The following is a 24,080-nucleotide window of genomic DNA, read 5'->3' as shown; positions in this document are numbered from 1 at the left end:
TCTACGCCGGTCCCGGCGTCAGCTCGCCGGCTGCACGTCCGGGACGCCGTCCGCGGGCGGCGGGGCGGGCTCCTCGGCGAGCTCGGTGATCGGGGCGTCGCCGTTGTCGGTGACCAGCACCGGGGTGAGGAACTCGGTGCCGCCGCCGGTGATCCGCGAGACCCGTACGCCGGAGATGCCCGCGTGCCGGTCGGCCGAGTAGCGGAACGGCGCCACCCACGGCCCGGTGAACGTCGAACCCACCCGCTCGACCGCCTCGACGATGCCCTCACGCGTCGGGTTCGGGCCGGCGGCCTGCAGCGCCTGCACGAACGTGTACGCCTCGGCCATGCCGTAGATGCGGTAGTTGGTGAGCTCGCCCTCGCCGCCGTGCTCGTCCCAGACGCGCTGGAACAGCTGCGTCCACGGGCTCTCCGGGGTGTCGACGCCGGGCAGGTACTCGGTGGTCAGCACGCCCTCCAGGAGCCCGGCGTCGGTCACGGCGCCCTCGGAGAAGCGGGCGAGCAGCGAGCCGACGAGCGCCGGGTCGGAGCCGATGTTGGAGTAGATCCACTGCGGCGTGTAGTTCAGCCGAAGCGACTGCAGCTGCGACAGCGCCGTGTACGACGGCACGTTGAACCCGATCACGAGGTCGGCGCCCGCCGCCTGCAGCGCGGCGATCTGCGGCGCCACGTCGGTGTTGCCGGGCGTGTACCGCTCGGCGGCCACGATCTGGTCCTCCAGGTAGCGGCGCGCCCCGATCTCGGCGTCGCGGCCGAGGTCGTCGTCCTGCAGGAACAGCCCGACCCGGGCGTCGGGGAAGTTCTGCGCCACGTACTGCCCGATGATCTTGGCCTCGACCTCGTAGTCCGGCTGCCAGCCGAACGTCATCGGGTTCTCCTGCGGCTGGTCCCACAGCAGCGAGCCGGAGGAGACGAACAGGTCGGGCACGCCCTCGCCGTTGAGGTAGTCGAGCACCGCCGAGTGGGTGGGCGTGCCCAGCCCGCCCACGATCGCGAACACCTGGTCCTGCAGCACCAGCTCGTTGACGACCTGGCTGGTCTGGGTCGGGTTGTAGGCGTCGTCGCGGAAGATGTACTCGATCTGGCGGCCGTGCACGCCGCCGTGGGCGTTGACGAAGTCGAAGTAGGCCTTCGCGCCCGTCGGGATCTCGCTGTAGCCCGGCGCGGCCACGCCGGTGAGCGGGAAGTGGGCGCCGACCTTCACCGACGTCGGCGTGATGCCGACCTCCGCCTCGCCGTCGCCGCCCCCACCCCCTTGCGGGCGCCCACCGGCGCCGCAGGAGCTGAGCAGCAGCACCGCCGCCACCGCGGCGCAGAGAGCCCTTGCCTTCATCGTGGTGACCTCCTCCGGCGACCCCAGACCGTCTTCAGCACGCCCACCGCCCCGGACGGGGCCAGCAGCATCACGAGGACCAGCACGACGCCGTAGACGAACGGGGCGAGCTGCGCCGCCTGCGTGCCGTCCAGCCCGGCGCCGATGCCGAGGTTGGTGACCGCGGGCGGCAGGAACACCAGCAGCGCGCTGCCGAGCAGCGCGCCGGTGAGGCTGCCCAGCCCGCCGACGACCACGGCGGTGAGCAGCCCGAGCGACAGCACGATCGTGAACCCGCTCGGCGCGGCGAGGCGGACCACGACCCCGAGCACCGCGCCCGCCAGGCCCGCGCAGGCGGCGCTCACGACGAACGCCAGCACCCGCACCCGGCCCAGCCGGATGCCCGCGAGCTCGGCGGCCACCTCGTCGTCGCGCACCGCGCGCCACACCCGCCCGACACGGCCCGCCATGAGGTTGGCGAGCAGCAGCAGGACCAGCAGCAGCGTGCCCCAGCCGAGGTAGGCGAGGTACTTCGCGCCGGGCGTCTCGTGGGCGAACAAGAACCAGATCGCGGCGTCGAACCAGTCGGGGACGTCCGGCGAGGCGATGCGCAGGCCCTGTTCGCCGCCGAGCGGGTGGTCGAAGTAGATGGCGAGCCCCGGCACGGCCACGGCCAGCGCCAGCGTGGCACCGGCGAGGTACGGGCCGTGCAGCCGGGCGGCCGCCGCCCCGACCACCGCCCCGACCAGCGCCGTCACGGCCGCGGCGGCGAGCATGACCAGCGGCAGCGGTGGGGCGCCCTCGCCGTCCGGGCCGAGCAGCAGCCCGGTCGTGTAGGCGCCGACGGCCATCAGCGCGCCGTGGCCCAGCGAGATCTGCCCGTTCAGCCCGGTGAGGACGGTGAGCCCGGCCGCGGCGATCGCGTAGTAGGACATCGTCGCGAGCTGCGAGTTGCGGAACGGGCTGGTGGTCTCCACCACGACCACCACCGCGACCAGCGCGAGGAGGACCGCGAGCCCGTGGCGGGCGAGCGTGGAGCGGGGCCGCCAGCGCAGCCGGCGGGTGAGCGGCGGGGCGGGCCGGGCGGCGGGCCGTTCGGTCTGCTGGACCATCAGACCCTCCTCGCCGCGGTGCGCGCGAAGAGGCCCTGCGGGCGCACCAGCAGCACGGCCACGAGGATCGCGAGCGCCGCCAGCGCGACCAGCTCGCTGCCCAGGTACCCGCTCACGTAGGACAGCAGCAGCCCGATCGTGAGCCCGCCGACGACGGCGCCGCCGGGGGAGTCGAGGCCGCCGAGCACCGCGGCCACGAACCCGTAGACGATGACGGCGTCCATGTAGGCGGGGAAGACCAGGTTCCCGCCCGCGATGAGCAGCCCGGCGAGGGATCCGACGACCGCGGCGAGCGCCCACCCCAGCGTGAGCATCCGCCCGACCGGCACGCCGAGCAGCCGGGAGACCTCCTGGTTGAACGCGGCGGCGCGCATCTTCAGGCCGAGGTCGGTGAAGCGGAACAGCGCCACCAGCGCGAGCATCACGACCAGGACCGCGCCGATCACGTAGATGCTGTTGGGGGTGAGCGCGATGTTGACCCCGCCGACGGTGAACCCGCGCAGGTCGAACGGGGCGGGGAAGGAACGGAACGTCGAGCCGAACAGGATCGCGGCGAGCGCCTGCAGCGCCACGAACAGCCCGAGCGTGACGATCACGGCGTTGAGCTCGGGGCCGCCCTCGACGCGGCGGATCACCAGCCGCTCGACCGCCGCCCCCAACACCAGCCCGGACGAAAGCGCCACCACGAGCCCGACCCAGTACGACTGGCCGGCCTCGATCAGCGTCAGCGCGAGGTAGGTGGTGAACATGCCCATCGCGCCCTGGGCGAAGTTGACGATGCGGGTCGAGCGCCAGATCAGCACCAGCGCCAGCGCGAACGCGGCGTAGACCGCGCCCTGGCCGATGCCGGTCAGCGTGACGTTGAGGAACTGCTGCATCGCGCTCCCTAGAACCCGAGGTAGGCGTGGCGGAGGGCGGCGTCGGCGGCGAGGGTGGCGGCGCTGTCCTGGGCGACCACCCGGCCGAGGTTCAGAACGACCCCGACGTCGGCGATGGACAGGGCGCTGCGGGCGTTCTGCTCCACCAGCAGCACGGTGGTGCCCTCGGCGTCGACGAGACCGCGCAGCAGCTCGAAGATCTGCGCCACGATCCGCGGCGCGAGCCCCAGCGACGGCTCGTCCAGCAGCAGCACGGACGGGCCGGACAGCAGCGCGCGCCCGATCACCAGCATCTGCCGCTCGCCGCCGGAGAGCGTGTGCGCCTCGCGGCGGCGGCGCTGCGCGAGCGGCGGGAACATCTCGTAGACCTGCGCGAGCCCGCGGTCGGTGCGCTGCCGGGACGCCCCGAGCATCGCGCCGAGGCGCAGGTTCTCCTCGACCGTCAGCTCGGTGATCACGCCACGGCCCTCGGGGACGTGGGCGATCCCGGCCCGGGCGATCTGCTCCGCGGCGGCGCGGGTGAGGTCGGCGCCGTCGAGCAGCACCGCGCCCGCCTGCGGCCGCACGAGCCCGGAGACCGTGCGCAGCAGCGTGGTCTTGCCCGCGCCGTTCGCCCCCAGCACGGCGGTGATCCGCCCCGGCTCCGCGACGAGGTCGACCCCGTCCAGGGCGACGACGGCCCCGTAGGCGGTGGTGAGCCCGCGCACCTCGAGCCTGCCGGTGCTCATGGCAGGCCTCCCGGGATTTCAGGAAAGCCACATCGCTGTACCCCAGGTTCAGGAGTGTGGCTTTCCTGCACTTTCGCCGCCGCCGCCCTCACCGCCGCGCCTCCTCACCCAGGTACGCGGCGACGACCGCCTCGTCGTCGCGGATCTCCTCCGGCGTGCCCTCGGCCACCACCCGCCCGAAGTCGAGCACCGTGATGCGGTCGCAGACCGCCATCACCAGGTCCATGTGGTGCTCCACCAGCACCACCGACATCCGGGAGGTGAGCCCGCGGATCAGCGCGCCCAGCTCCTCCATCTCCTCGGCGCCGAGGCCGCTCGCCGGCTCGTCGAGCAGCAGCAGGTCGGGGTCCGCGGCGAGCGCGCGGGCGAGCGCCACCCGCTTCTGCACGGCGTAGGGAAGGCTGCCGGGCAGCCGGTCGGCGTAGGCGTCGGCGCCCAGCTCCGCGAGCGCCGCCATCGCGCGCTCGCGCAGGGCGTCCTCGTCGCGGTCGGAGCGGGGGAGCGCGAACAGGGTGGAGCCGAACCCGGCGCGGCGGTGCCGGTCGGCGCCGACCATGACGTTCTCGACCACCGTCAGCCCGCGGAACAGCCCGACGCCCTGCAGGGTGCGGGCGATGCCCATCCCCGCGAGCCGGTGCGGGCGCAGGTCGCGCACCGGGCGGCCGTGCCGCAGCACCTGGCCGGTGTCGGGGCGCACGAACCCGCAGCAGACGTTGAACAGGGTGGTCTTGCCCGCGCCGTTCGGGCCGATCACGCCGTGGACGGCGCCGCCCGCGACCGACAGCGACACGTCGTCGAGCGCCACGAGCCCGCCGAACCGCACGCCGACCCGCTCCACCGCGAACACCGGGACGTCCTCGGCGGGTGGGTTCACGACGGTGCGTCCTCCCGGGCTGTCAGCGGTGACCGGTTCCACACTTTGGGCGCCGTGCCCAACGAACGCCATGGGCGCGCCGCCCAACATCCACAGCCGGAATCTGGGCGGGGCGCCCGGAGGGCTGGACGACGCTGTGCGCGCTGCTGCAATCTGCCGGGATGTTGCCCACGGGGCGCCAGCAGGGTCGTCGGCTGCCGCCGGACGCGGACGAGGCGCTGCGCGTGCTGGGCGAGGCGCTGCTGGACGACATCGACGGCCTCGCCGACCGGCTCACCGTCCTGGTGCTGCAGCGCGAACCCGGCTACACCGAGCGGAACATGGTCGAGGAGCTGCGTGCCGCCTGCCGGGCCAACCTCGAACGCGGCGTCCAGGTGATCGCCGACCGGGTGCCCGACGGCGTCGACCCCGAGGACACCTCCTGCGAGACCGGGCGGAAGCGGGCCCGCGACGGCGTGCCCCTCGAGGTGGTGCTGCGCGCGTACCGGCTGGGCGGGCGGGTGCTGTGGGAGGCGCTGCTGGAGGTCTCGCGGCGCCGGTTCGACGGCCGCTACGACGACGCGTTGCTCGACGCGGCGACCTACGTGTGGCGGGTCAACGACAGCAGCTCGTCGGCGCTCGTGAAGGCCTACCGGCAGGAGGAGCTGCGCGCCCACAGCCACGACCTGGGCCGCCGCCACGCCGTCCTCAACGGGCTCATCGAGGGCCGGGGCAGCGACCCGGTGTTCCTGCGTGACGCCGCGGCCGTGCTCGGGCTCCCGGAGACCGGGCCGGTGCTGTGCGTCGTCGCGCCGGTCGACCCGTCCGGGGAGGACGCGCTGCGCGGCCCGCAGGAGGCGCTCGCCGGCGTCGGCGTCGCGTCGGCCTGGTTCCTGCGGCCCCGCGACGAGGTCGGCGTCGCCGCGCTGGGCACCCGCTCCCCGCGGGTCGTGCTGGACGCGCTGCGCCCGTGCGCGACCGGCCGCGTGGGCGTCTCCCCGGTGGTCGACGGCCTGGCCGCCGTCGACACGGCCTACCGGCTCGCGCACACCGCGGCCCGCACCCTCGACGGCCCCGGACTCGCCGAGCTGGACGAGCGGCTGCCCGAGGCGCTGCTCGCCGACAGCCCCGAGCTCGCCCCCCGCGTGGCGCGGGCCGGGCTCGGCGGCCTGCTCGACCTGCCGCCCGCCGACCGGGACACGCTCCTGCGCACCCTCGAGGAGCTGCTCGCCGCGGGCGGCTCACCCACGCACGCGGCCGCCGCCCTCTTCTGCCACCGCAACACGGTGATCTACCGGATGCGCCGCATCGAGGCCGCCACCGGCCGCTCGATCGCCGACCCCCGCGACCGCCTCATGCTGACCCTCGGGGTGCTGGCCGCCCGCCTCCGACCGGGCTCATGATCGGGGCGATACCGTGGGGTGCCCGGGCGCGGCCGGCAGCCGAGGAACCGGCCGCGCGCCGCGGACGTTGACCGGATGCCCGCCGCCGCTTCGCCGGGCGCCCCCGAGGAAGGACTCCGGCCCCCATGGCCCTGGTACCGCTGCTGACCGCGCTGGTGCGCCCGCTCGTCCCGCGGCGCCTCCGGCCGTTGGTCGAGCAGAAGACCTACATGGCCGCGGCGCTCGCGCGCGGCGGCCGGGCCACGTTCGCCGCGGTCGGGCAGGCCTGGCGGCCGCACGCGGCGGTGGCCGCGCTCGCCGGGGCGGCGTTGCTCGCGCCCCGCACCCGGGTCCTCGCCGCGGGTCTCGCCGCGGCCGGGGTCGCCGCGGGCGCTCCCGTCGCGCGCCGCGCCGCCCGTCGGCCCGCCGCCGCGCCGGGGGAGGGCGACGTCACCGTCCTCACCGCCAACGTCCGCCACGGCCGCGCCGACACCGGTGCGCTCGCCGCGCTCGTGGCCGACGAGCGCCCGGACTTCGTGGTGTTGCCCGAGGCGGGCGCCGACTTCCGCGACAAGCTCATGCCGTTGCTGGCCGGGCTCGGCTACCGCGCCTGGGTGGCCGCCGACGACGGCCGCCGCGACGGCTACGACGTCACCCTGCTGGTCGGCGAGCGGGCGGGCGACGTGCGGGTGGTGCGGGGCCGCGGGATGCGGCTGCCGCACCTGGAGGCCACCGGCGGCATCCTGGGCGAACGCACCCTCTACGCGGTGCACCCCACCGCGCCGATGTCGCGGCGCAGCACCACGTGGTGGCACGACGAGCTGGCGCTCGTGCGGTCCTGGACCACGGGACCGGTCGCGCCGCTCGTGGTGGGCGACTTCAACGCCACGTTCGACCACCCCGCGCTGCAGGCCGCGTTGGGCGGCTGCCGCAGCGCGGCCGAGGGCACCGGGCGTTGGCTGGTCGGCACGTTCCCGGCGGGCGCCCCGCGGTGGCTCGGCATCCAGATCGACCACGTGCTCGTCCCCGCCGGCGCCGAGACCACGCGGTTCGAGGTGGTCGACCTCGCCGGCACCGACCACCGGGCGGTGCTGGCCCGGGTCCGCCTGCCCGGCTGAGCCGGGTGCCGGCCGGCCCGCGTCCGCTCGCCTGGCCGACGCCGGCCGGCTGGGGCGCCTACGCCGGGACGCTGCTGCGGATGTCGAAGCGGTACTGGGCGGCGAGCGAGCGCACGGCGAGCCCGGACGGCACCAGGCGCAGCGCCGTGTCACGCAGCCGACCGCGCCAGCCGGTGAGGCCCAGCAACCGGTGCACGCGGCGGCACTCGCGCTGCACGCTCGCCGTGCGCGGCCGGCGCACGGCGTCGTACTCGCGCAGCGCGGCGGGCACGTCGGCGGGCCCCACCCGGTCGAGCACGGCACCCAGCGTGGCTGCGTCCTCGAACGCCTGGCAGGCGCCCTGCCCCAGGTCGGGCGTCATCGCGTGCGCGGCGTCGCCGAGCAGCGCGACCCGCCCCTTGACGAGGGTGGGCAGCGGCCGGACCAGCTGTGCGGTCTCCACCACGTGCACCGCGTCGGGCGCGGTGGCCTCGATCAGCCCGACCGTCGCCGGGTGCCACCCGGACCGGCGCTCGCGCAGCCAGCGGTGCCGCTCCGCCGGGTCGGCCGGGGCGGGTTCGTGCGAGCTGGAGAACCAGTAGACGCCGCCGTCGGCGAGCGGGAAGCAGCCGAAGCGGTCGCCGGTGCGGTGATCGATCAGCTCGCCCACCGGCAGCGCGACGCCGGCCGGCGCGGCGGGTGCGATCGCGCGCGCCGCGAACTCGCCCGATCCCTGCAGGCCGGGGTGGCGGGGCAGCAGCGCGGACCGCAGTGCGCTGCGCGCCCCGTCGGCGACGACGACCGCATCGGCGTGCACCGGGCCGCCGCCCGTGCGCAGCTCGACGTGGTCGCCCGCGTCGCGCAGCTGCTTGACCGGGGACGCGGTGAGCACGATCCCCGGCGCGAGCGCGTCGAGGAGCAGGCGGTGCAGCCAGGACCGGCGGACCACCACGAGCGGGGCCCCCGCCCGCTCCCGCACGGTGGCCAGCTCGGTGGTCAGCAGCGGGTTGCCGTGGCGGTCCCGCATCCCGCCGCCGGTGTCGCCCGCGCAGGCCTGCGCCCGCACCGGCTCCCCGACGCCGAGGGCGTCGAGCGCGAGCACGCCGTTCGGCATGATCGCGATGCCCGCGCCCGCCTCCCGTGGCGCCGGCGCGCGTTCCAGGACGGTCACGGTGTGCCCGGCCCGGTCGGCGGCCACCGCGGCCGCCAACCCCCCGAGGCCGGCCCCGATCACGGCGATGTGCATGAGTCCCCCTCTACGTCTGTAGAGTCGACCGTACCCCATCCGGTTCTACAGATGTAGAGGACCCATGCCCGACCGCCGCACCCAGATCCTCGACGGCGCCCTGCACGTGATCGCCGAGCACGGCATGCGGGGCCTCACGCACCGCGCCGTCGACGCTGCCGCGGGCATCCCGCAGGGCAGCACGTCGTACTACTTCCGCAGCCGGTCCGCGCTGGTGGCGGGGTGCGTGGAGCGGCTGGTGGAGCTCGACTTCGGCATCGAGGGACGGGCCATCCGCGCCGTCGCCGAGGCGGGGCGCGGCGTGTTCGACGCCCTCGTCGACATCTCGGTCTCGAGGGTCACCACCCAGCGGTACCGCACGGTGGCCCGCTACGAGCTGAACCTCGCCGCCCTGCGCGACCCGCAGTTGCGCGAGGTGCTGCTGCGGGCGGGCGACACCGTCCGCGGGTTCGCCGCCGAGGTGCTGCGGACGCTCGGCGCCACCGACCCGGCCCGCTCCGCCGAGGAGGTCTTGGCCACGCTGGAGGGCCTGATGTTCACGACGCTGATCCGGGGCCCACGCGATCCGGGGGAGGTCGAGGCCCGGTTCCGTCCGGCGTTGGGACGAGTGCTGCTGGCCCAGCCGGGCGTTGCCCTACCTGGGGACGTGGCGCGCGACACGTTCGAGTCGTAGTGTCCGCGAGATCGTCCCCACTCGATGCGGAGGGCCGGCGTGAAGAAGCTGATCAACGATCCTGCCGACGTCGTGACCGAGGCCTTGAGCGGTATGGCCGCGGCCCACCCCGATCTCCGGGTCGACCTCGAACACAAGATCGTCTACCGGGCGGACGCACCCGTGCAGGGCAAGGTCGGCCTGCTGTCCGGCGGCGGATCGGGGCACGAGCCGCTGCACGCCGGCTTCGTCGGGCCCGGCATGCTCGACGCCGCCTGCGCGGGGGAGGTGTTCACCTCACCGGTGCCCGACCAGATGCTCGAGGCCACCCGCGGCATCGACGGCGGCGCCGGCGTGCTGCACATCGTGAAGAACTACACCGGCGACGTCATGAACTTCGAGATGGCCGCCGAGCTCGCCGCGGCCGAGACCGGGGTCGAGGTCGTCTCGGTCGTCACCAACGACGACGTCGCCGTGCAGGACAGCCTCTACACCGCGGGCCGGCGCGGCGTCGGCGTCACCGTGCTGGTCGAGAAGCTCGCGGGCGCCGCCGCGGACGAGGGTCGCGACCTCGCCGGGGTCGCCGCGATCGCCCGCCGCGTCAACGAGCAGGGGCGCAGCATGGGCATGGCCCTCACCTCGTGCACCGTGCCCGCGGCGGGCAGGCCGACGTTCGACCTCCCCGACGACCAGATGGAGATCGGGATCGGGATCCACGGCGAACCGGGACGGCAGCGGGTGCCGCTCGCGCCCGCGCGCGAGGTCGCCGAGATGCTGGTGGAGCCGATCCTCTCCGACCACGACTTCACCGGGGACGGGGGCACGCTCCTGTTCGTCAACGGGATGGGCGGAACGCCGCTGATGGAGCTGTACCTGATGTACAACGAGGTGTCGCGGATCCTGAACAAGGCCGGGATCCCCGTCGCCCGGTCGCTGGTGGGTCCCTACATCACGAGCCTGGAGATGGCGGGCTGTTCGGTCACGCTGCTGAAGATGGACGACGAGCTGCTGCGGCTGTGGGACGCGCCGGTGCGCACGCCCGGCCTGCGGTGGGGGGTCTGATGGCGGCCGAGGAGCTCGCCGCGATCGACGCGGCCGCCATCGAGCGCTGGATCCGCGCCTTCGCCGCCGCCATCGCCGAGCACGAGCAGGAGCTCACCCGGCTCGACTCGGCGATCGGCGACGCCGACCACGGCGCCAACATGAACCGCGGGCTCAAGGCGGTGCTCGCCAAGCTCGACGAGGGCTCGGCGACCGGCCCGGCCGCGCTGCTGAAGCAAACCGGGATGACGCTGGTCAGCACCGTCGGCGGCGCGAGCGGCCCGCTCTACGGCACGTTCTTCCTGCGGATGGCCACCGCGATCGGCGACGCCGAGACCGTCGACCAGAAGCTGTTCGCGGCGGCGCTGCGGGCCGGGGTCGACGGCGTGGTCGCGCGCGGCAAGGCGGAGGCGGGCGACAAGACGATGTACGACGCGCTCGCCCCGGCCGTCGACGCGCTGGACGCCGCGCTCGGCGGGGAGAACCCCGCCGGTGCGCTGCAGGCCGCCGCGGACGCCGCAGCGGCCGGCCGCGACGCCACCATCCCGATGCTGGCGCGCAAGGGCCGCGCGAGCTACCTCGGCGAGCGCAGCATCGGCCACCAGGACCCCGGGGCCACCTCGGCGACCCTGCTCCTGCAGGCGGCCGCGGACGCGCTGGCGTGAGCGAGCGGGTCGGGCTCGTCGTCGTCTCGCACAGCCGGGCGCTGGCCGACGCCGCGGTGGCGCTGGCGCGCGAGATGGCCCCGGGCGGCGACCTCGCGATCGAGGTGGCGGCCGGGCTGGACCAGACCACGTTCGGCACCGACGCCGTCGCGATCGCCTCCGCGATCGGCGCGGCCGACTCCGGGGCGGGCGTCGTCGTGCTGATGGACCTGGGCAGCGCGGTGCTCTCCGCCGAGATGGCGCTCGACCTGCTCGACGACCCGGACGCCCGCGACCGCGTGGTGCTCTGCCCGGCCCCGCTCGTCGAGGGGCTCGTCGTCGCGGCCGTCACGGCGGCGGGTGGGGCGGGCCGCGAGGAGGTGGCGGCCGAGGCCGCGGCGGCGCTCGGGGGCAAGCTCGCCCAGCTGGGCGGCGGCCCGGAGGCCGGCGCCCCGAGCGCGGGCCAGGCGGCCGCGGGAGAGGTCGCCGAGTTCACCGTCGCCAACCCGCACGGGTTGCACGCCCGCCCGGCGGCCCGGCTCGCCGCGCTCGTTCGGGGGCTGGACGGGGCCGAGGTCCGGGTCCGCAACGCGACCACCGGGTCGGACTGGATCCCCGCGGCGAGCCTCGCCGGGCTGACCGCGCTCGGCGCGCTCGCCGGGCACCGGGTCGAGGTGTCCGCGACCGGGCCGGGCGCGTCCGCGGCGCTCGAGGCCGTGCTGGGCCTCGCGGCCCGGCACTTCGACGAGCCGCTGACCGCCGCCCCCGCCCTACCGGCACCCGCAGCGGCGCGGCCCGCGGCGCGGGCGGGCGGCGGCCCGCTCCCGGCGGCACCCGGGATCGGCATCGGGCCGAAGCGGGCGGCCGAGCCGCCCGCGCCGGTCGTCCCGGACGAGCCCGCGGGCGACCCGGCGGCCGAGCGGGCGCGCCTGGACGCCGCGCTGCCCGTGGTCGCCGCCGAGATCCGCGCCGGGCGCGACGCCGCCGCCCGGGAGCTGGGGGCCGACGAGGCGGCGATCTTCGACGCCCACCTCGTCCTGCTCGACGACCCGGCCCTGCTCGACGACGCCCGGTCCCGGATCGACGCGGGCGCGTCGGCGCCGCGTGCGTGGGCCGACGCCGCGGAACGCGTCGCGGCCGCGTGGGAGGCGGTACCCGACCCCTACCTGGCCGCGCGGGCCGCGGACGTGCGCGCCGTGTCCGCACAGGTGCTGCGGGCGCTGGTCGGGGGCCCGGAGCTCGCCCCGCTCGACGACGGCGGGTCCGCGGCCGTCCTGGTCGCCGACGACCTCGCCCCCGCGCAGGCCGCGGCACTGGACCGGGACCGGGTGGCGGGCGTCGTGCTCGCGGGCGGCAGCCCCACCGCGCACAGCGCGATCCTGCTGCGGGCCCGCGGGGTGCCCGCGGTCGTCGCGGCCGGTCCCTCCGTGCTCGAGGTGCCCGACGGCACCCCGATCGTCGTCGACGGCACCGCGGGCGAGGTGGTCGTCGACCCCGCGCCGGACGTGCTGAACGCCTTCCGCGCGCGGGCCGCCGCGCAGGCGGAGCGACAGGAGCGGGCCCGGCGGGAGGCGACCGCGCCCGCCGCGACCCGCGACGGCGTCTCGGTGCTCGTGGGCGCCAACGTCGGCTCCCCGGCCGACGCCGCGGATGCGGCGGCCTCCGGGGCCGACCTGGTGGGGCTGCTGCGCACCGAGTTCCTGTTCCTCGGCCGCACCGAGGCGCCGGACGTCGACGAGCAGGAGGCGGCGTACCGGGAGATCGCCGAGGCGGTGGGCGGGCGGCGGATCACGCTGCGCACGCTCGACGTCGGCGGCGACAAGCCGCTGCCCTACCTGCCGCTGCCTGCCGAGGCCAACCCGTTCCTGGGGATGCGGGGCATCCGGCTCGCCGAGGGGTTCCCCGGCCTGCTCGCCGACCAGCTGCTCGCCGCCGTCCGCGTGGCGCACGAGGCGCCGGTGAGCGTCATGTTCCCCATGGTCGCCGCGGTCGACGAGCTGGTCGCCGCCCGCGCGGCCCTCGACGCCGCGATCGCCGCCGATGGCCGCGGCACGCCGTCGGGACTGCAGGTCGGGATCATGGTGGAGGTGCCGGCGACGGCGCTGAAGGCGGCCGCGTTCGCGCCGCACGTGGACTTCTTCAGCATCGGCACCAACGACCTCACGCAGTACGCGCTGGCCGCCGAGCGGGGCAACCCGGCCGTCGCGGCGATCGCCGACCCGCTCGACCCGGGCGTGCTCCGGCTCGTCGACGCCGTGTGCCGGGCGGCGGGGGAGCGGGTGCTCGTCGCGGTGTGCGGCGAGGCCGCCGCCGACCCCGTGGCCGCGGAGCTCCTGGTCGGCCTCGGGGTGCGCGAGCTCAGCACGGCGCCGCCCGCGGTCCCGGCCGCGAAGCAGGTGGTGCGGGAGCTGGACGCCGGGGACGCCGCCCGCCGCGCCGCCGACGCCCTCACCGCCGAGGGCCCCGCGGCGGTCCGCGAGGCGCACTGAGCCCGCGACTCGCGCACTCCCAGCCCGCGACTCGCCGGGGTGTCGGCGAGTCGCGGGCTGGGTGCGGTCAGCCCTCGGGGTGGTCCGCGGCGACGCCGTACCGGCCGCGGTAGTACAGCAGCGGCGGCCGGTCGGGGGTGGCCCCGAGGTCGAGCACCCGCCCCACGGCGATGGTGTGGTCGCCGCCGTCGTACTCGTTCCAGAGGGTGCAGTCGATCCAGGCGCTGACGCCCTCCAGCACCGGGGAACCCGACGGGCTCGGCCGCCACGCCACGCCGGCGAACTTGTCCACCCCGTCACCCGCCGAGCGGGCGAACCCGATGGACAGCTCCTGCTGGTCGGCGGCGAGCACGTTGACGCAGAAGGTGTCGGCCGCCCGGATCCGCGGCCACGTGGTGGACGTGCGGGCCGGCGCGAAGCTCACCAACGGCGGGTCCAGCGACAGGGACGCGAACGACTGGCAGGTGAATCCGCTCGGGCCGTCCGGGGTGGCCGCGGTGACCACGACGATCCCCGACACGAAGTGCCCGAGCACCTCCCGCATGACGGCGGGCGAGACGCGTCCGGCGGGAACCCCCATGGCCCTGCAGCCTAGGGGACGCCGTCGCTGCCGCGGCCGAGCCGCGGATCACGACCGATCACGACCGCTGCCACCCGTTGGGGTGAAGTCGATAGAACGCCGGTGTGCCCCGTCCGGGGTGCACCGGCAGAGCAGGTACACAGTGCGCTGGCCGGCGCCACCCGGCTCACGGGGAGCCCATTCGGGTGGCGCCGGTCAGGCGAACCGGGTCAGCTCGCGTAGGCCCGCAGGCGCTCGGCGCGCTCGCCGATCCGCAGCTTGGCCATGACCTCGCGCTCGATCTGGCGGACCCGCTCGCGGGACAGCCCGAACTGGCGGCCGATCTGGTCGAGGGTGCGCGGCTGGCCGTCGTCGAGGCCGTAGCGCATCCGGATCACCTGCTGCTCGCGCTCCTCGAGCGTGGCGAGCACGCGGCGCAGGTCCTCGTGCAGCAGGTGGGAGATCACCGTGTTCTCGGCGTCGGCGGCCTCGCCGTCCTCGATGAAGTCGCCGAGCGGTGCCTCCTCCTCGGACCCGACCGGCATGTCCAGGCTGACCGGGTCGCGGGCGTGGTCGAGCAGGTCGGCGATCTTCTCCTCGTCGATGCCCGACTCCGCCGCGAGCTCCTCGTGGGTGGCGTCACGGCCGAGCTTCTGGTGCAGGTCGCGCTTGATGCGCGCGAGCTTGTTCACCTGCTCGACGAGGTGGACCGGCAGGCGGATGGTGCGCGCCTGGTCGGCCAGGCCGCGCGTGATGGCCTGGCGGATCCACCAGGTGGCGTAGGTCGAGAACTTGAAGCCCTTCGTGTAGTCGAACTTCTCGACCGCGCGGATCAGGCCGAGGTTGCCCTCCTGGATCAGGTCCAGCAGCGGCATGCCGCGGCCGGTGTAGCGCTTGGCCAGCGACACGACCAGGCGCAGGTTGGCCTCGAGCAGGTGGTTGCGGGCCCGCTGGCCGTCGCGGACGATCGCACGCAGGTCGGCCTCGTACTGCTTGTCCAGCGTTCCGGGCTCCGCCTCGTCGAGCACGTGCTGCGCGAAGACGCCGGCCTCGATGCGCTTGGCCAGCTCCACCTCCTGCGCGGCCGTGAGCAGGGCGGTCTTGCCGATGCCGTTCAGGTACACGCGGACCAGGTCGGCCGCGGGGCTCTGTGCGTCGAGGTCCTCCGCGGAGATCTCGGGGTTGATCTCCTCGGAAACCTCGGAAACATCGCCAGCAGTGGTCTCCAGTGGGTCGGAGTCGGTACGCTGGCCCGGGATGACGGGCCGACGGGTCTTCGGCCCGTTGATGGTGGGCGCTGTCATGGTGGTCCTCCCCTTGCGCGACCCGGGCGGGGCGTTGGCTTCAGCTGCCGCCCAGGGCTCTCACGGGGGTCAACGCACCCTGCGCTCATATCGTTCCCGGGACGGTAGTGTGCGCTCCTGCACTCTCAGCGTGCCCTCAGCGCCGCGACTTACACCTCGACGAGCACCGTGAACGGGCCGTCGTTCACCGACTCCACTTCCATCATCGCCCCGAAAACACCCGTGGCCACGGTGGCTCCGCGCTCCCGCAGAGCCGCCACGACCGCGTCGACCAGGGGCTCGGCCCGCTCCGGCGGGGCGGCCGCCGACCACGACGGGCGCCGCCCCTTGCGGGTTTCGCCGTAGAGCGTGAATTGGCTCACCACGAGCAGCGGGGCGCCCACGTCGGCGCACGAGACCTCGCCCTTCAGGATCCTCAGCTCGTGCAGCTTGCGGGCCATCACGGGAACCGCGTCGGCGGTGTCGTCGCGGTGCACCCCGAGCAGGACGAGCAGCCCCGGGCCGTCGATCGCGCCGACGACCTCGCCGTCCACCCGCACCGCGGCCCGCACGACCCGCGCCACCACCGCCCTCATGCCGGCACCAGCACCCCGTGCCGGACGAACTCGCGCACCGCGGGCAGCACGGCGGCCACCAGCTCGTCCACCGGCCGGTCGTGCGCGACGGCGAGCAGCTCGACGAGCTCGCCCAGCGCGAGCGTGCCCTGGCAGCCGGCCAGCAGCGCGGCGGCCGGGCCGTCGACCTCGTGCCGCCAACGCGGGCCGTCCACCCGCATGACCGCCTGGGAGATCTCGGTCCACCCCTCGGGGCCCGGGTGTGAATGGGTCTCCAGCACCACCGACGGCGCCACCGCCAGCGGCGCGGCGAGCAGGGCCTCGTCGCTGGCGTGCGCGCGCAGCCAGTCGACGCGGTCCAGCCAGCCCTCGGTCTCCGGGCCGAGCGGGTCGGGCACGTCGCCCAGCAGGTCCTCGAACACCACCGCCGGTTCCCCGTCCGTGCGCCGCACCGTCAGGTAGCCGAACCCGACCGCCTCGACGCGCTCCCGCTCCATCCAGTCCAGCCAGGCGCCCGCCTGCGCCCGCGCCTCGGGGGAGGCGACGTCGAGCCCCGCGTCGCGCTGCCAGGTGCCGACGTGCAGCGCCGGGTCGGACACCTCCCGCTGCACCACCCACGCGTCGACCCCGGGCGGCAGCCACGACCGCACCCGGTCCGGCCAGTCCTGGCCGCGCACGTGCAGCCACGAGCCGAGCAGCTGGGCCACGCCGCCGGGCTCGAGGTGCCCGGGCAGGGCGCGCAGGAGCGCGGCGAGCGCGGCGTCGCCGTCCTCGCCCGAGTCGCGGTAGACGTAGTCGACCCGCGCCGGGCCCGGCACGAACGGCGGGTTGGACACGATCTGGTCGAACCGGCGCCCGGCCACCGGCTCCATCCACGGCCCCTCGAGCAGCTCGACGTCGACGTCGTTGAGCACGAACGTCGCCCTGGCCATCGCGAGCGCCCGTGGGGCGACGTCGGTGGCCGTGACGGCCTCGGCGTGCCGGCTCGCGTGCAGGGCCTGCACCCCGCAGCCGGTGCCGAGGTCGAGCAGCGAGCGGACCGGGCGGCGCACCGTGGCGGCGGCCAGCGTCAGCGACGCGGCCCCGACCCCGGTGACGTGGTCGCGCTCCTGGCGGCGGTTGTCCAGGTCGGACAGCACCCACCAGTCGCCGTCGGAGTCCCCGTACGGCCGCACGTCCAGCGCGGCCCGCCAGCCACCGTCGGCCGGGGCGAGCAGGCCCGCGGCCGCCGCGTCGGCGGGCGCGAGCGGGGCGAGCGCGGCGGCGACGGCGGCGTCCGGCTCCGCGAACCCGAGCAGGAGCAGCCGCACCAGCACGCCCAGCTCGCCGCCGTCGCGGGTGGCCCGGGCGGCGGGCTCGATCTCGCCGCGGCCGAGGGCGGCGTGCGCGGACGGGCCGAGCAGCTCGCGCACGCCGTCGGTGGTGTAGTGGGCGCGCCGGAACGCGGTGCGCAGCGCCTCTGCGGCACGGGGGGAGAGATCGGGAAGCACGGCCCAAGTCTCGCGCGCCGCCCGCTCGCGCACCGCGACCCCCTGACGACGTGCCGCAACCGCGCCCCGATCTCGTCCGATGTCCTCACCGGGCCCGCAGCGGCGCTACCCTCCGGTCGTGGCCCTCTGTCTCGCCCAGGACGCCGAAGCCGACGCGCTGCTCGACCGCGATCCGCTGGCCCTGCTGATCGGCATGCTGCTCGACCAGCAGTTCCCGATGGAGCGCGCGTTCGCGGGCCCGGCCCTGATCGCCCAGCGGCTCGGCGTCGACCGGCTCGACGCCCGGCAGCTCGCCGCGTACGACCCCGAGGCGCTCGTCCAGGTCTTCCGCGGCCCGCCCGCGGTGCACCGCTACCCGGGCTCGATGGCCGGGCGGGTGCAGGCGCTCGCCGCCGCGATCGTCGAGGACTACGACGGCGACGCCTCCCGGATCTGGAGCGACGTCACCGACGGCCGCGAGCTGTTCGGCAGGCTCTCGGCGCTCCCCGGCTTCGGCACGCAGAAGGCGCAGATCTTCACCGCCCTGTTGGGCAAACAGCGCGGCGTCACCCCGCCGGGCTGGCGGGAGGCGGCGGGCGGCTACGGCGAGGAGGGGGTGCACCGCTCGGTCGCCGACGTCGTCGACGCCGCCTCGCTCGCCCAGGTCCGGGAGTACAAGCAGGCCAAGAAGGCCGCAATGAAGAACAGCGCCGCGAAGAACAGCGCCGCGAAGAACGCGGCGAAGGCTGGAGGCTGAGTGCACCGGGTCCCGGCGGCCCGCCGCGACGCGCGGGTGATCGACCCCGGCCAGGTGTGCGACGCCGCGGCCGTGCTCGCCGACGCCGAGAAGCTGCAGCGCGCGGCCGCCGTGCTCGACGCGCTGGGCGACGTCAACCGGCTCAGCATCCTGCTCGCGCTGCACCACGCGGGCGACCTGTGCGTCTCCGACCTCGCGTTCGCCGTCGGGATGAGCGACAGCGCCGTCTCGCACGCGCTGCGGCTGCTGCGTGCGCACGGCATGGTCAGCGCGCACCGGCAGGGGCGGCTCGTGCGCTACCGGGTCACCGGCGAGCTCACCACGCGCCTGCTGGACGTGGTGTTCGAGGGCGTGGTCGGCGACGTCGTGCTGCACGCCCACGGCGGCGATCACCGCTGAACGATTGAATGACTGTTCAGACTTGATGGCGGGCGCGCCGTCGGCTTAATGTCCGCCGGTGCACATCGCCGAGGGGTACCTGCCGCCGCTGCACGCCGTGGCCTGGACCGCCGTGGCCGCCCCGTTCGTGGTGCACGGGGCGCGCGCCGTCGTCCGGCAGGTGCGCCAGGAGCCCGAGACCCGGCTGCTGCTCGGCGCGGCCGGTGCGTTCGCGTTCGTGCTCTCGGCGCTGAAGCTGCCCTCGGTCACCGGCTCCAGCTCGCACCCGACCGGCACCGGCCTCGGCGCGATCCTGTTCCGACCACCCGTGATGGCGTTGCTCGGCACGATCGTGCTGACCTTCCAGGCGCTGCTGCTCGCCCACGGCGGGATCACCACGCTGGGGGCGAACGCCTTCTCGATGGCCGTGGTCGGCCCGTGGGTCGCCTACGGCGTCTACTCGCTGGTGCGCGGGCTCGGCGGCGGCCTGTCGATCGCGGTGTTCCTGGGCGCGGCGCTCGCCGACCTGTCCACCTACTGCACCACGGCCGTCCAGCTCGCCATCGCCCACCCGGACGCGGCGTCCGGCGTGCCGGGCGCGCTCGCGGAGTTCCTCGCGATCTTCGCCGTGACCCAGATCCCCCTCGCCGCGAGCGAGGGCCTGCTGACCGTGCTGGTCGTGCGGCTGCTCACCCGGATCGGCCCGGCCGAGCTGGCCCGGCTCGGCATCCGCCCCGCCCGCCAGGAGGCATGATGTCGCGGTTCGGCCTGACCAACTGGCTGCTCGTCCTCGGCGTCGTGGTGCTCGCGGCGGTGCCGCTGCTGTTCATCGGCAGCGACACCGAGTTCGCCGGCGCCGACGGCGTGGCCGTGGAGCGCATCGACGACAGCGGTTACCAGCCGTGGTTCGCCCCGGTGTTCGAGCCGTCGGCCGAGACGGCGTCCGGGCTGTTCGCGCTGCAGGCGGCGCTCGGCGGGGCGGCGCTGGGCTACGTGTTCGGCGTGGCGCGCGGCAGGCGCCGGCGCGTGGACCCGCCCGCCTGATGCCCGCGCTCGACGCGCTCGCCTGCACGGGCCCGTGGCGCCACCGCCACCCGGGGGAGAAGGCGGTGCTCGCCTTCGGCCTGCTGTGCTGCGCCGTCGCGCTGCCCGCGTGGCCGGGCGCCCTCGTCGTCGGCGCGGTGGCGCTGGCGCTGCTGCTCGGCCCGGCGGGCGTCGGGCCGGGCCGGCTGCTGCGCGCCGTGCGCGCCCCCCTGGTGTTCGTCGTGGTGGGCGCGGTGCCGCTGCTGTTCTCGGTGGGCGGCCCGGGGCTCGTGCGGTTCGACCCCGGTGGCGTGGGCGCCGCGCTCGCGCTCACCGGACGCGCCACGGCGGCCCTGCTGTGCCTGCTGCTGTTCGCGGCGACCACCCCGCTCGCCGACGCCCTGCCGCGGCTCGCCCGGCTCGGGGTCCCTGCGGCCGTGGTCGACGTCGCCGGGCTGGTCTACCGGCTGCTGTTCCTGCTGCTCGACCGCGCCGCCGCGGTGCGCGCGGCGCAGGCGGGCCGGCTCGGGTTCCGCTCCGTGCGCACCACGTTCCGGTCGGTCGCCGGACAGGCCGGGGCGGTGTTCGTCAGCGCGTTCGAGCGGGCCCGGCGGATGGAGCAGGGCCTCGACCTGCGCGGCGACGCCGCATCGCTGCGGGTGCTGCTGCCGCGGCAGCACCTCTCCCGGAGGTTCCTCGCGGCGACCGGCGTGCTGCTCGCGGCCGTCGTCTCCCTGACGCTGGTGGTCGCGTGACGTCCCCGGTGCTGCAGGCCCGCGGCCTGCACTTCGGCTACGAGCGCGGCCGTCCGGTCCTCACCGGCGCCGACCTGGAGCTGCACGCCGGGCGCCGGGTCGCCGTCCTCGGGCCCAACGGCGGCGGGAAGACCACGCTGTTCCGCCTGCTCGCCGGGGCGCTCACCCCGGACGCGGGCGAGGTGCTGCTCGACGGGGTCCCGGTGCGGCGCACCCGGGCGGGCCGCACCGCGCTGCGCACGCAGGTGCAGCTGGTGCTGCAGGACCCCGACGACCAGCTCTTCGCCGCCACCGTGGCCCAGGACGTGTCGTTCGGCCCGGTCAACATGGGTCTGGACGAGGCCGAGGTGCGGGCCCGCGTGGACGCCGCCCTCGCCGCGCTGGGCCTCACCGACGTCGCCGACCGGCCCCCGCACCTGCTGTCGTTCGGGCAGAAGAAGCGGGTGGCGATCGCGGGCGCCGTCGCGATGACGCCGCGGCTGCTCGTGCTCGACGAGCCCACCGCGGGCCTCGACCCCGCGGGCGTCGAGGCGCTGCTGGCCACCCTCGCCGCGCTCGAGGCGGGCGGCACGACACCGGTGCTGTCCACCCACGACGTCGACCTCGCCCACCGCTGGGCCGACGAGGTCGCCGTGGTCGCGGACGGCCGGGTGCGGACCGGGCCCGCGGACGAGGTGCTCGGCGACGCGGAGCTGCTGCGCGAAGCGCGGCTCGGGCCGGCGTGGGCGCCCGCCGTGCACCGGCTGTTGCGCGCCACCGGCTGTGACGCGCGACCCCGCACCGCCGCCGAGCTGCACGCGCTGCTCGAAGAACAGCCGGCGAAACCCGCGGGCGGGTAGGGCAGACGCCACCCTCCCCGAGTGGCACGATGGAGCGCGACGGCACAGCCGGTGCCAGAGGGAGAATCGTGCCGAACCCGCAGCGCGCAGCCGACCCGGTGCTCATCACGGACGCGGGCCGCTCCTACGAGGAGGAGCTCGCGATCCGCAAGCGGCGCTACAAGGTCATGATGGGGATGCGGATCCCGTTCATGATCGCCGCCGCCGCCTGCTACCAGATCCCGTGGCTGGCGGTGACGCTGCTGGTGCTGTCGATCCCGCTGCCGTGGGTGGCCGTCCTCGTCGCCAACGACCGGCTGCCGAAGAAGGCGGAGCGCCCCCACCGCTACCGACCCGACCGCCGCCAGCTCGAGCAGCGCGAGCACCCCGTCATCGACGGGTGACCCACGAGGTCCGTCCCGTGCCGGGAGAGGCGGAGATCGCGCGCATCGGCTCCCTGCTGGCCGACCGGACGCGCGCCGCGATGCTCCTCGCCCTGCTGGGCGGCCGCCCGATGTCGGCGTCCGCGCTCGCCGACGCCGCGGGCGCGTCCCCGTCGCTGGCGAGCGCCCACCTGCGCAAGCTCGTCGACGGCGGCCTGCTGCTCGTCGAGCCCAGCGGGCGGCAGCGGCTGTACCGGCTCGCGAACGCGGTGGCCGACGCCCTCGAGGCGCTGATGGTGCTCGCGCCGCCGGAGCGGGTGACCTCGCTGCGGGCGGCCGTGCGCGGGCAGAACCTGCGGCGGGCGCGCATGTGCTACGAGCACCTGGCGGGCACGGCCGGCGTCGCGCTCGCCGAGGCGCTCACCGCCCGCGGGGTCCTCGTGCCGGGCGGCGACGGCGGCTACGCCCTCGGCCCGGCGGCGCCCGCGGTGCTCGCGCAGATCGGGGTCGTGGTCGAGCGGCTCGAACGCCGCCGCCGCCCGCTGGCGCGCGCCTGCATGGACTGGAGCGAGCGGCGCCACCACCTGGCCGGCAGCCTCGGCGCGGCGCTCACCAGCAGGCTGATCGAGCTGGGCTGGCTGCGGCTGGCCGAGGCGAGCCGGGTGGTGCGCGTGACGCCGGGGGGCAGCCGAGGGCTCGACGAGTGGCTGGCGCTCGACCTCGCGGCGGTGGGTGCCTGAGCCGCCCCGGGGCGACCTGTGCTCTGCGGCCCCTCCGGGCAGGCGCTCACGGGCAGGCCGGCGCCTGCCCGCCCGGGGCGCGCGGCGCCACCAGCAGGCGGTCAGCCCGGCCGCCGCTGGTCAGCGGGGCCGCGCGCCGAGGCGACCGACCGCGGCGGCTCCGGCGGCGCAGCCCGCCGCGAGGGCGGCCGCCGGGTCCGCCCCACCGAGCCAGGCGACGAGCACGCCCGCGTCGAAGGCGTCCCCCGCCCCCGTCGGGTCCACCACGTCGGCAGGCGGCGGCTCGGCGGTCCAGGTCCCGTTCCGGTCGGTCCAGCGCGCCGGGCCGGGGCCGTCGGTCGCCGCGACGGCCCCCGTCGCGGCGCGCACCCCGTCGAGCCCGCCGAGCGCGGCCAGCTCCGCCGCGTTCGGCAGCAGCAGGTCGACGCCGCGCACGTCGTCGAGGAACCCGGGCCCGAGCGCGGGGGCGGCCTGCGGGTCGACCGACGTGGTGAGCCCGGCGGCGCGCGCCCGGTCCAGCGCCGCCCGGCCGGCCGCGCGCGTCGCCGGGTCGAGCAGCACGTAGCCGGATAGGTGGAGGTGGTCGGCGGCGTCGACGGCGGGCAGGTCGGCGGGGGAGAGCCGGCCCGCGGCGCCGCGGTCGGACAGCATCGTGCGGTCGCCGTCGACGAGCAGGACGACCACCGTGCAGGTCGGCAGGTCCGGATCGACGGCCGCTGCCACGCGGACCCCGGCGGCCCGCAGGTCGTCGACCGCGCCGCGGCCGGCCGGGTCGTCGCCGACGCGCGCGACGAGCGTGACGTCGGCGCCGAGGTGGGCGAGCCACGCGGCGGTGTTCGCGCCCGCCCCGCCCGCGCGCATGCGGATCCGGGCAGGCACGTCGGCCCCCGCGACCGCGGGCGAGCACGGCTCGACGAGGACGTCGACCGCGACGTCGCCCACCACGACGACCCGGGGCCGGGTCATGCGGCGAGCGCCGCCGCCACCTGCGCGGCGAGCTCGGCGTTGGCCCGCACCAGGGCGAGGTTGGCCTTCAGGCTCGCGCCGCCGCTGCCGCTGTGGAAGTGCTCGAGCAGCACCGGCGTCACGTCCTTGCCGGTGACGCCGCGCGAGGCCACCAGCGCGAGGCCCTCGTCGAGCAGCCGGTCGTGCAGCACGGCGTCCAGCTCGGCATCGGCGGGCACCGGCTGCGCCAGCACGGCGCCCGATGGCCTGCCCAGCGCCCGGTGCGCCCGCCACACGGCGGCGGCCTCGGCGGGCGTGTCGGCCCGCCACGGCACCGGGTGGCCGGAGTCGCGCCGGTAGAAGCCGGGGAAGGCGTCGGTGCGGTAGCCGAGCACGGGCACCGACTCGGTCTCGAGCACCTCGAGGGTCGCCGGCACGTCGAGGATCGACTTCACCCCCGAGCAGACGACGAGCACCGGGGTGGTGGCGAGCGCGGCGAGGTCGGCGGAGACGTCCCAGCTCTCCCGCGCTCCGCGGTGCACGCCGCCCAGCCCGCCGGTCGCGAACACCTGCACGCCCGCGGCGTGCGCCAGCGCGGCCGTGGCCGCGACGGTGGTGGCACCGTCGCGGCGCAGGCCCACCGCGGCGCCGAGGTCGCGCGCCGAGAGCTTCGCGAGCCCGCCCGCGCACACGCGGTCCAGCTCGGCGGCGCTCAGCCCGACCTTGGCCTCCCCGTCGAGGACGGCGACGGTGGCGGGGACGGCGCCGTTCGCGCGGACGGCGTCCTCCAGCTCCTCGGCCGCCGCGCGGTTCTGCGGGGCCGGGAGGCCGTGGGCGAGCAGCGTGCTCTCCAGGGCGACGACGGGGCGGCCGGCCGCGACGGCGTCGGCGACCTCGGGTGAGATCCGCAACGGATCACGTGGGGAGACGGGAACGGACACGTGGGGCATCATGGATGA

The 24,080-nt window shown here is 76.1% G+C and carries 26 protein-coding genes; 14 read left to right on the top strand and 12 right to left on the bottom strand.

What is annotated here, in order from left to right; translation table 11 throughout:
• Positions 1–18: 18 nt before the first annotated feature.
• The 5 genes from VKZ81_RS21245 to VKZ81_RS21225 all read right to left on the bottom strand — a co-directional run bounded on the left by VKZ81_RS21245 (position 19) and on the right by VKZ81_RS21225 (position 4,906).
• Entirely contained in the window at positions 19–1,335 is a 1,317-nt protein-coding gene (locus VKZ81_RS21245; protein ID WP_324243382.1) for an ABC transporter substrate-binding protein, read from the bottom strand.
• A complete protein-coding gene (locus VKZ81_RS21240; RefSeq protein ID WP_324243381.1) occupies positions 1,332–2,426 on the bottom strand; it encodes a branched-chain amino acid ABC transporter permease in 1,095 nt (364 codons plus the stop codon). Before VKZ81_RS21240 ends, VKZ81_RS21245 begins: the two co-directional genes overlap by 4 nt.
• Positions 2,426–3,304 (bottom strand): branched-chain amino acid ABC transporter permease, encoded by an 879-nt coding sequence (locus VKZ81_RS21235; protein WP_324243380.1) that lies wholly within the window; start codon positions 3,302–3,304, stop codon positions 2,426–2,428. Before VKZ81_RS21235 ends, VKZ81_RS21240 begins: the two co-directional genes overlap by 1 nt.
• A gap of 8 nt (positions 3,305–3,312) precedes the next feature.
• Complete coding sequence (locus VKZ81_RS21230; protein WP_324243379.1) at positions 3,313–4,032, bottom strand: ABC transporter ATP-binding protein; 720 nt, start codon at positions 4,030–4,032, stop codon at positions 3,313–3,315.
• 88 nt (positions 4,033–4,120) lie between these two features.
• Positions 4,121–4,906, bottom strand: coding sequence for an ABC transporter ATP-binding protein (locus VKZ81_RS21225; protein WP_324243378.1), 786 nt, complete (start codon positions 4,904–4,906; stop codon positions 4,121–4,123).
• A 161-nt stretch (positions 4,907–5,067) separates the two neighbouring features.
• Between VKZ81_RS21225 and VKZ81_RS21220 the strand changes: the two genes are divergently transcribed.
• Together VKZ81_RS21220 and VKZ81_RS21215 are read left to right on the top strand one after the other, a co-directional pair.
• Complete coding sequence (locus VKZ81_RS21220; protein WP_324243377.1) at positions 5,068–6,288, top strand: PucR family transcriptional regulator; 1,221 nt, start codon at positions 5,068–5,070, stop codon at positions 6,286–6,288.
• 125 nt (positions 6,289–6,413) lie between these two features.
• Positions 6,414–7,385 carry an endonuclease/exonuclease/phosphatase family protein gene (locus VKZ81_RS21215; protein WP_324243376.1) on the top strand — a complete coding sequence of 324 codons (972 nt, stop codon included), beginning with the start codon at positions 6,414–6,416 and terminating at the stop codon, positions 7,383–7,385.
• Between the two features lie 58 nt (positions 7,386–7,443).
• On the opposite strand, the gene VKZ81_RS21210 is transcribed toward VKZ81_RS21215, so the two are convergent.
• Positions 7,444–8,610: an FAD-dependent oxidoreductase gene (locus tag VKZ81_RS21210; protein ID WP_324243375.1), complete on the bottom strand. Its 1,167-nt coding sequence runs from the start codon at positions 8,608–8,610 to the stop codon at positions 7,444–7,446.
• A 64-nt stretch (positions 8,611–8,674) separates the two neighbouring features.
• Between VKZ81_RS21210 and VKZ81_RS21205 the strand changes: the two genes are divergently transcribed.
• The 4 genes from VKZ81_RS21205 to ptsP are packed head-to-tail and all read left to right on the top strand — an operon-like array spanning position 8,675 to position 13,436.
• Complete coding sequence (locus VKZ81_RS21205) at positions 8,675–9,283, top strand: TetR/AcrR family transcriptional regulator (protein WP_324243374.1); 609 nt, start codon at positions 8,675–8,677, stop codon at positions 9,281–9,283.
• Between the two features lie 39 nt (positions 9,284–9,322).
• A complete protein-coding gene (dhaK, locus tag VKZ81_RS21200) occupies positions 9,323–10,324 on the top strand; it encodes a dihydroxyacetone kinase subunit DhaK (protein WP_324243373.1) in 1,002 nt (333 codons plus the stop codon).
• Positions 10,324–10,968 (top strand): dihydroxyacetone kinase subunit DhaL, encoded by a 645-nt coding sequence (gene dhaL / locus VKZ81_RS21195; protein ID WP_324243372.1) that lies wholly within the window; start codon positions 10,324–10,326, stop codon positions 10,966–10,968. Before dhaK ends, dhaL begins: the two co-directional genes overlap by 1 nt.
• Complete coding sequence (gene ptsP / locus VKZ81_RS21190; protein WP_324243371.1) at positions 10,965–13,436, top strand: phosphoenolpyruvate--protein phosphotransferase; 2,472 nt, start codon at positions 10,965–10,967, stop codon at positions 13,434–13,436. Before dhaL ends, ptsP begins: the two co-directional genes overlap by 4 nt.
• 67 nt (positions 13,437–13,503) lie before the next feature.
• Here ptsP and VKZ81_RS21185 read toward each other — a convergent pair whose 3' ends face one another.
• The 4 genes from VKZ81_RS21185 to VKZ81_RS21170 form a co-directional block, all read right to left on the bottom strand.
• The gene (locus VKZ81_RS21185; protein ID WP_324243370.1) at positions 13,504–14,016 is read right to left on the bottom strand and encodes a flavin reductase family protein; all 513 of its coding nucleotides are present in this window, start codon (positions 14,014–14,016) and stop codon (positions 13,504–13,506) included.
• A gap of 209 nt (positions 14,017–14,225) precedes the next feature.
• Complete coding sequence (locus tag VKZ81_RS21180; RefSeq protein ID WP_324243369.1) at positions 14,226–15,299, bottom strand: sigma-70 family RNA polymerase sigma factor; 1,074 nt, start codon at positions 15,297–15,299, stop codon at positions 14,226–14,228.
• A gap of 149 nt (positions 15,300–15,448) precedes the next feature.
• On the bottom strand, positions 15,449–15,874 hold the full coding sequence (gene dtd / locus VKZ81_RS21175; protein WP_324243368.1) for a D-aminoacyl-tRNA deacylase: 426 nt from the start codon (positions 15,872–15,874) through the stop codon (positions 15,449–15,451).
• Positions 15,871–17,343 carry a DUF7782 domain-containing protein gene (locus VKZ81_RS21170; RefSeq protein WP_324243367.1) on the bottom strand — a complete coding sequence of 491 codons (1,473 nt, stop codon included), beginning with the start codon at positions 17,341–17,343 and terminating at the stop codon, positions 15,871–15,873. The genes dtd and VKZ81_RS21170 overlap by 4 nt, the downstream gene beginning before the upstream one ends.
• Positions 17,344–17,422: 79 nt before the next feature.
• Here VKZ81_RS21170 and VKZ81_RS21165 point away from each other — a divergent pair, with 79 nt between their 5' ends.
• The 8 genes from VKZ81_RS21165 to VKZ81_RS21130 all read left to right on the top strand — a co-directional run bounded on the left by VKZ81_RS21165 (position 17,423) and on the right by VKZ81_RS21130 (position 22,176).
• Positions 17,423–18,079 carry an HhH-GPD-type base excision DNA repair protein gene (locus tag VKZ81_RS21165; RefSeq protein WP_324243366.1) on the top strand — a complete coding sequence of 219 codons (657 nt, stop codon included), beginning with the start codon at positions 17,423–17,425 and terminating at the stop codon, positions 18,077–18,079.
• Positions 18,080–18,478: an ArsR/SmtB family transcription factor gene (locus VKZ81_RS21160; RefSeq protein ID WP_324243365.1), complete on the top strand. Its 399-nt coding sequence runs from the start codon at positions 18,080–18,082 to the stop codon at positions 18,476–18,478. It begins immediately after the preceding gene.
• Positions 18,479–18,536: 58 nt separating this feature from the next.
• Positions 18,537–19,211: an energy-coupling factor ABC transporter permease gene (locus VKZ81_RS21155; RefSeq protein ID WP_324243364.1), complete on the top strand. Its 675-nt coding sequence runs from the start codon at positions 18,537–18,539 to the stop codon at positions 19,209–19,211.
• On the top strand, positions 19,211–19,501 hold the full coding sequence (locus VKZ81_RS21150; protein WP_324243363.1) for an energy-coupling factor ABC transporter substrate-binding protein: 291 nt from the start codon (positions 19,211–19,213) through the stop codon (positions 19,499–19,501). The genes VKZ81_RS21155 and VKZ81_RS21150 overlap by 1 nt, the downstream gene beginning before the upstream one ends.
• Entirely contained in the window at positions 19,501–20,235 is a 735-nt protein-coding gene (cbiQ, locus tag VKZ81_RS21145; protein WP_324243362.1) for a cobalt ECF transporter T component CbiQ, read from the top strand. Before VKZ81_RS21150 ends, cbiQ begins: the two co-directional genes overlap by 1 nt.
• The gene (locus VKZ81_RS21140) at positions 20,232–21,074 is read left to right on the top strand and encodes an energy-coupling factor ABC transporter ATP-binding protein (RefSeq protein WP_324243361.1); all 843 of its coding nucleotides are present in this window, start codon (positions 20,232–20,234) and stop codon (positions 21,072–21,074) included. Before cbiQ ends, VKZ81_RS21140 begins: the two co-directional genes overlap by 4 nt.
• A 68-nt stretch (positions 21,075–21,142) precedes the next feature.
• Positions 21,143–21,457, top strand: a complete 315-nt coding sequence (locus tag VKZ81_RS21135; protein ID WP_324243360.1) for a DUF3099 domain-containing protein — start codon at positions 21,143–21,145, stop codon at positions 21,455–21,457.
• A 17-nt stretch (positions 21,458–21,474) separates the two neighbouring features.
• Positions 21,475–22,176 carry an ArsR/SmtB family transcription factor gene (locus tag VKZ81_RS21130; RefSeq protein ID WP_324243359.1) on the top strand — a complete coding sequence of 234 codons (702 nt, stop codon included), beginning with the start codon at positions 21,475–21,477 and terminating at the stop codon, positions 22,174–22,176.
• Between the two features lie 120 nt (positions 22,177–22,296).
• Here VKZ81_RS21130 and VKZ81_RS21125 read toward each other — a convergent pair whose 3' ends face one another.
• A complete protein-coding gene (locus tag VKZ81_RS21125) occupies positions 22,297–23,142 on the bottom strand; it encodes a carbohydrate kinase family protein (protein WP_324243358.1) in 846 nt (281 codons plus the stop codon).
• A complete protein-coding gene (locus VKZ81_RS21120; protein ID WP_324243449.1) occupies positions 23,139–24,071 on the bottom strand; it encodes a pseudouridine-5'-phosphate glycosidase in 933 nt (310 codons plus the stop codon). The genes VKZ81_RS21125 and VKZ81_RS21120 overlap by 4 nt, the downstream gene beginning before the upstream one ends.
• Between the last annotated feature and the right edge of the window lie 9 nt (positions 24,072–24,080).

The organism is Pseudonocardia sp. (assembly GCF_035305885.1).
In the GTDB taxonomy this organism is placed as follows: domain Bacteria; phylum Actinomycetota; class Actinomycetes; order Mycobacteriales; family Pseudonocardiaceae; genus Pseudonocardia.
Note: the sequence above shows the minus strand (reverse complement) of the source record. Positions and strands in the feature narration are given on the sequence as shown.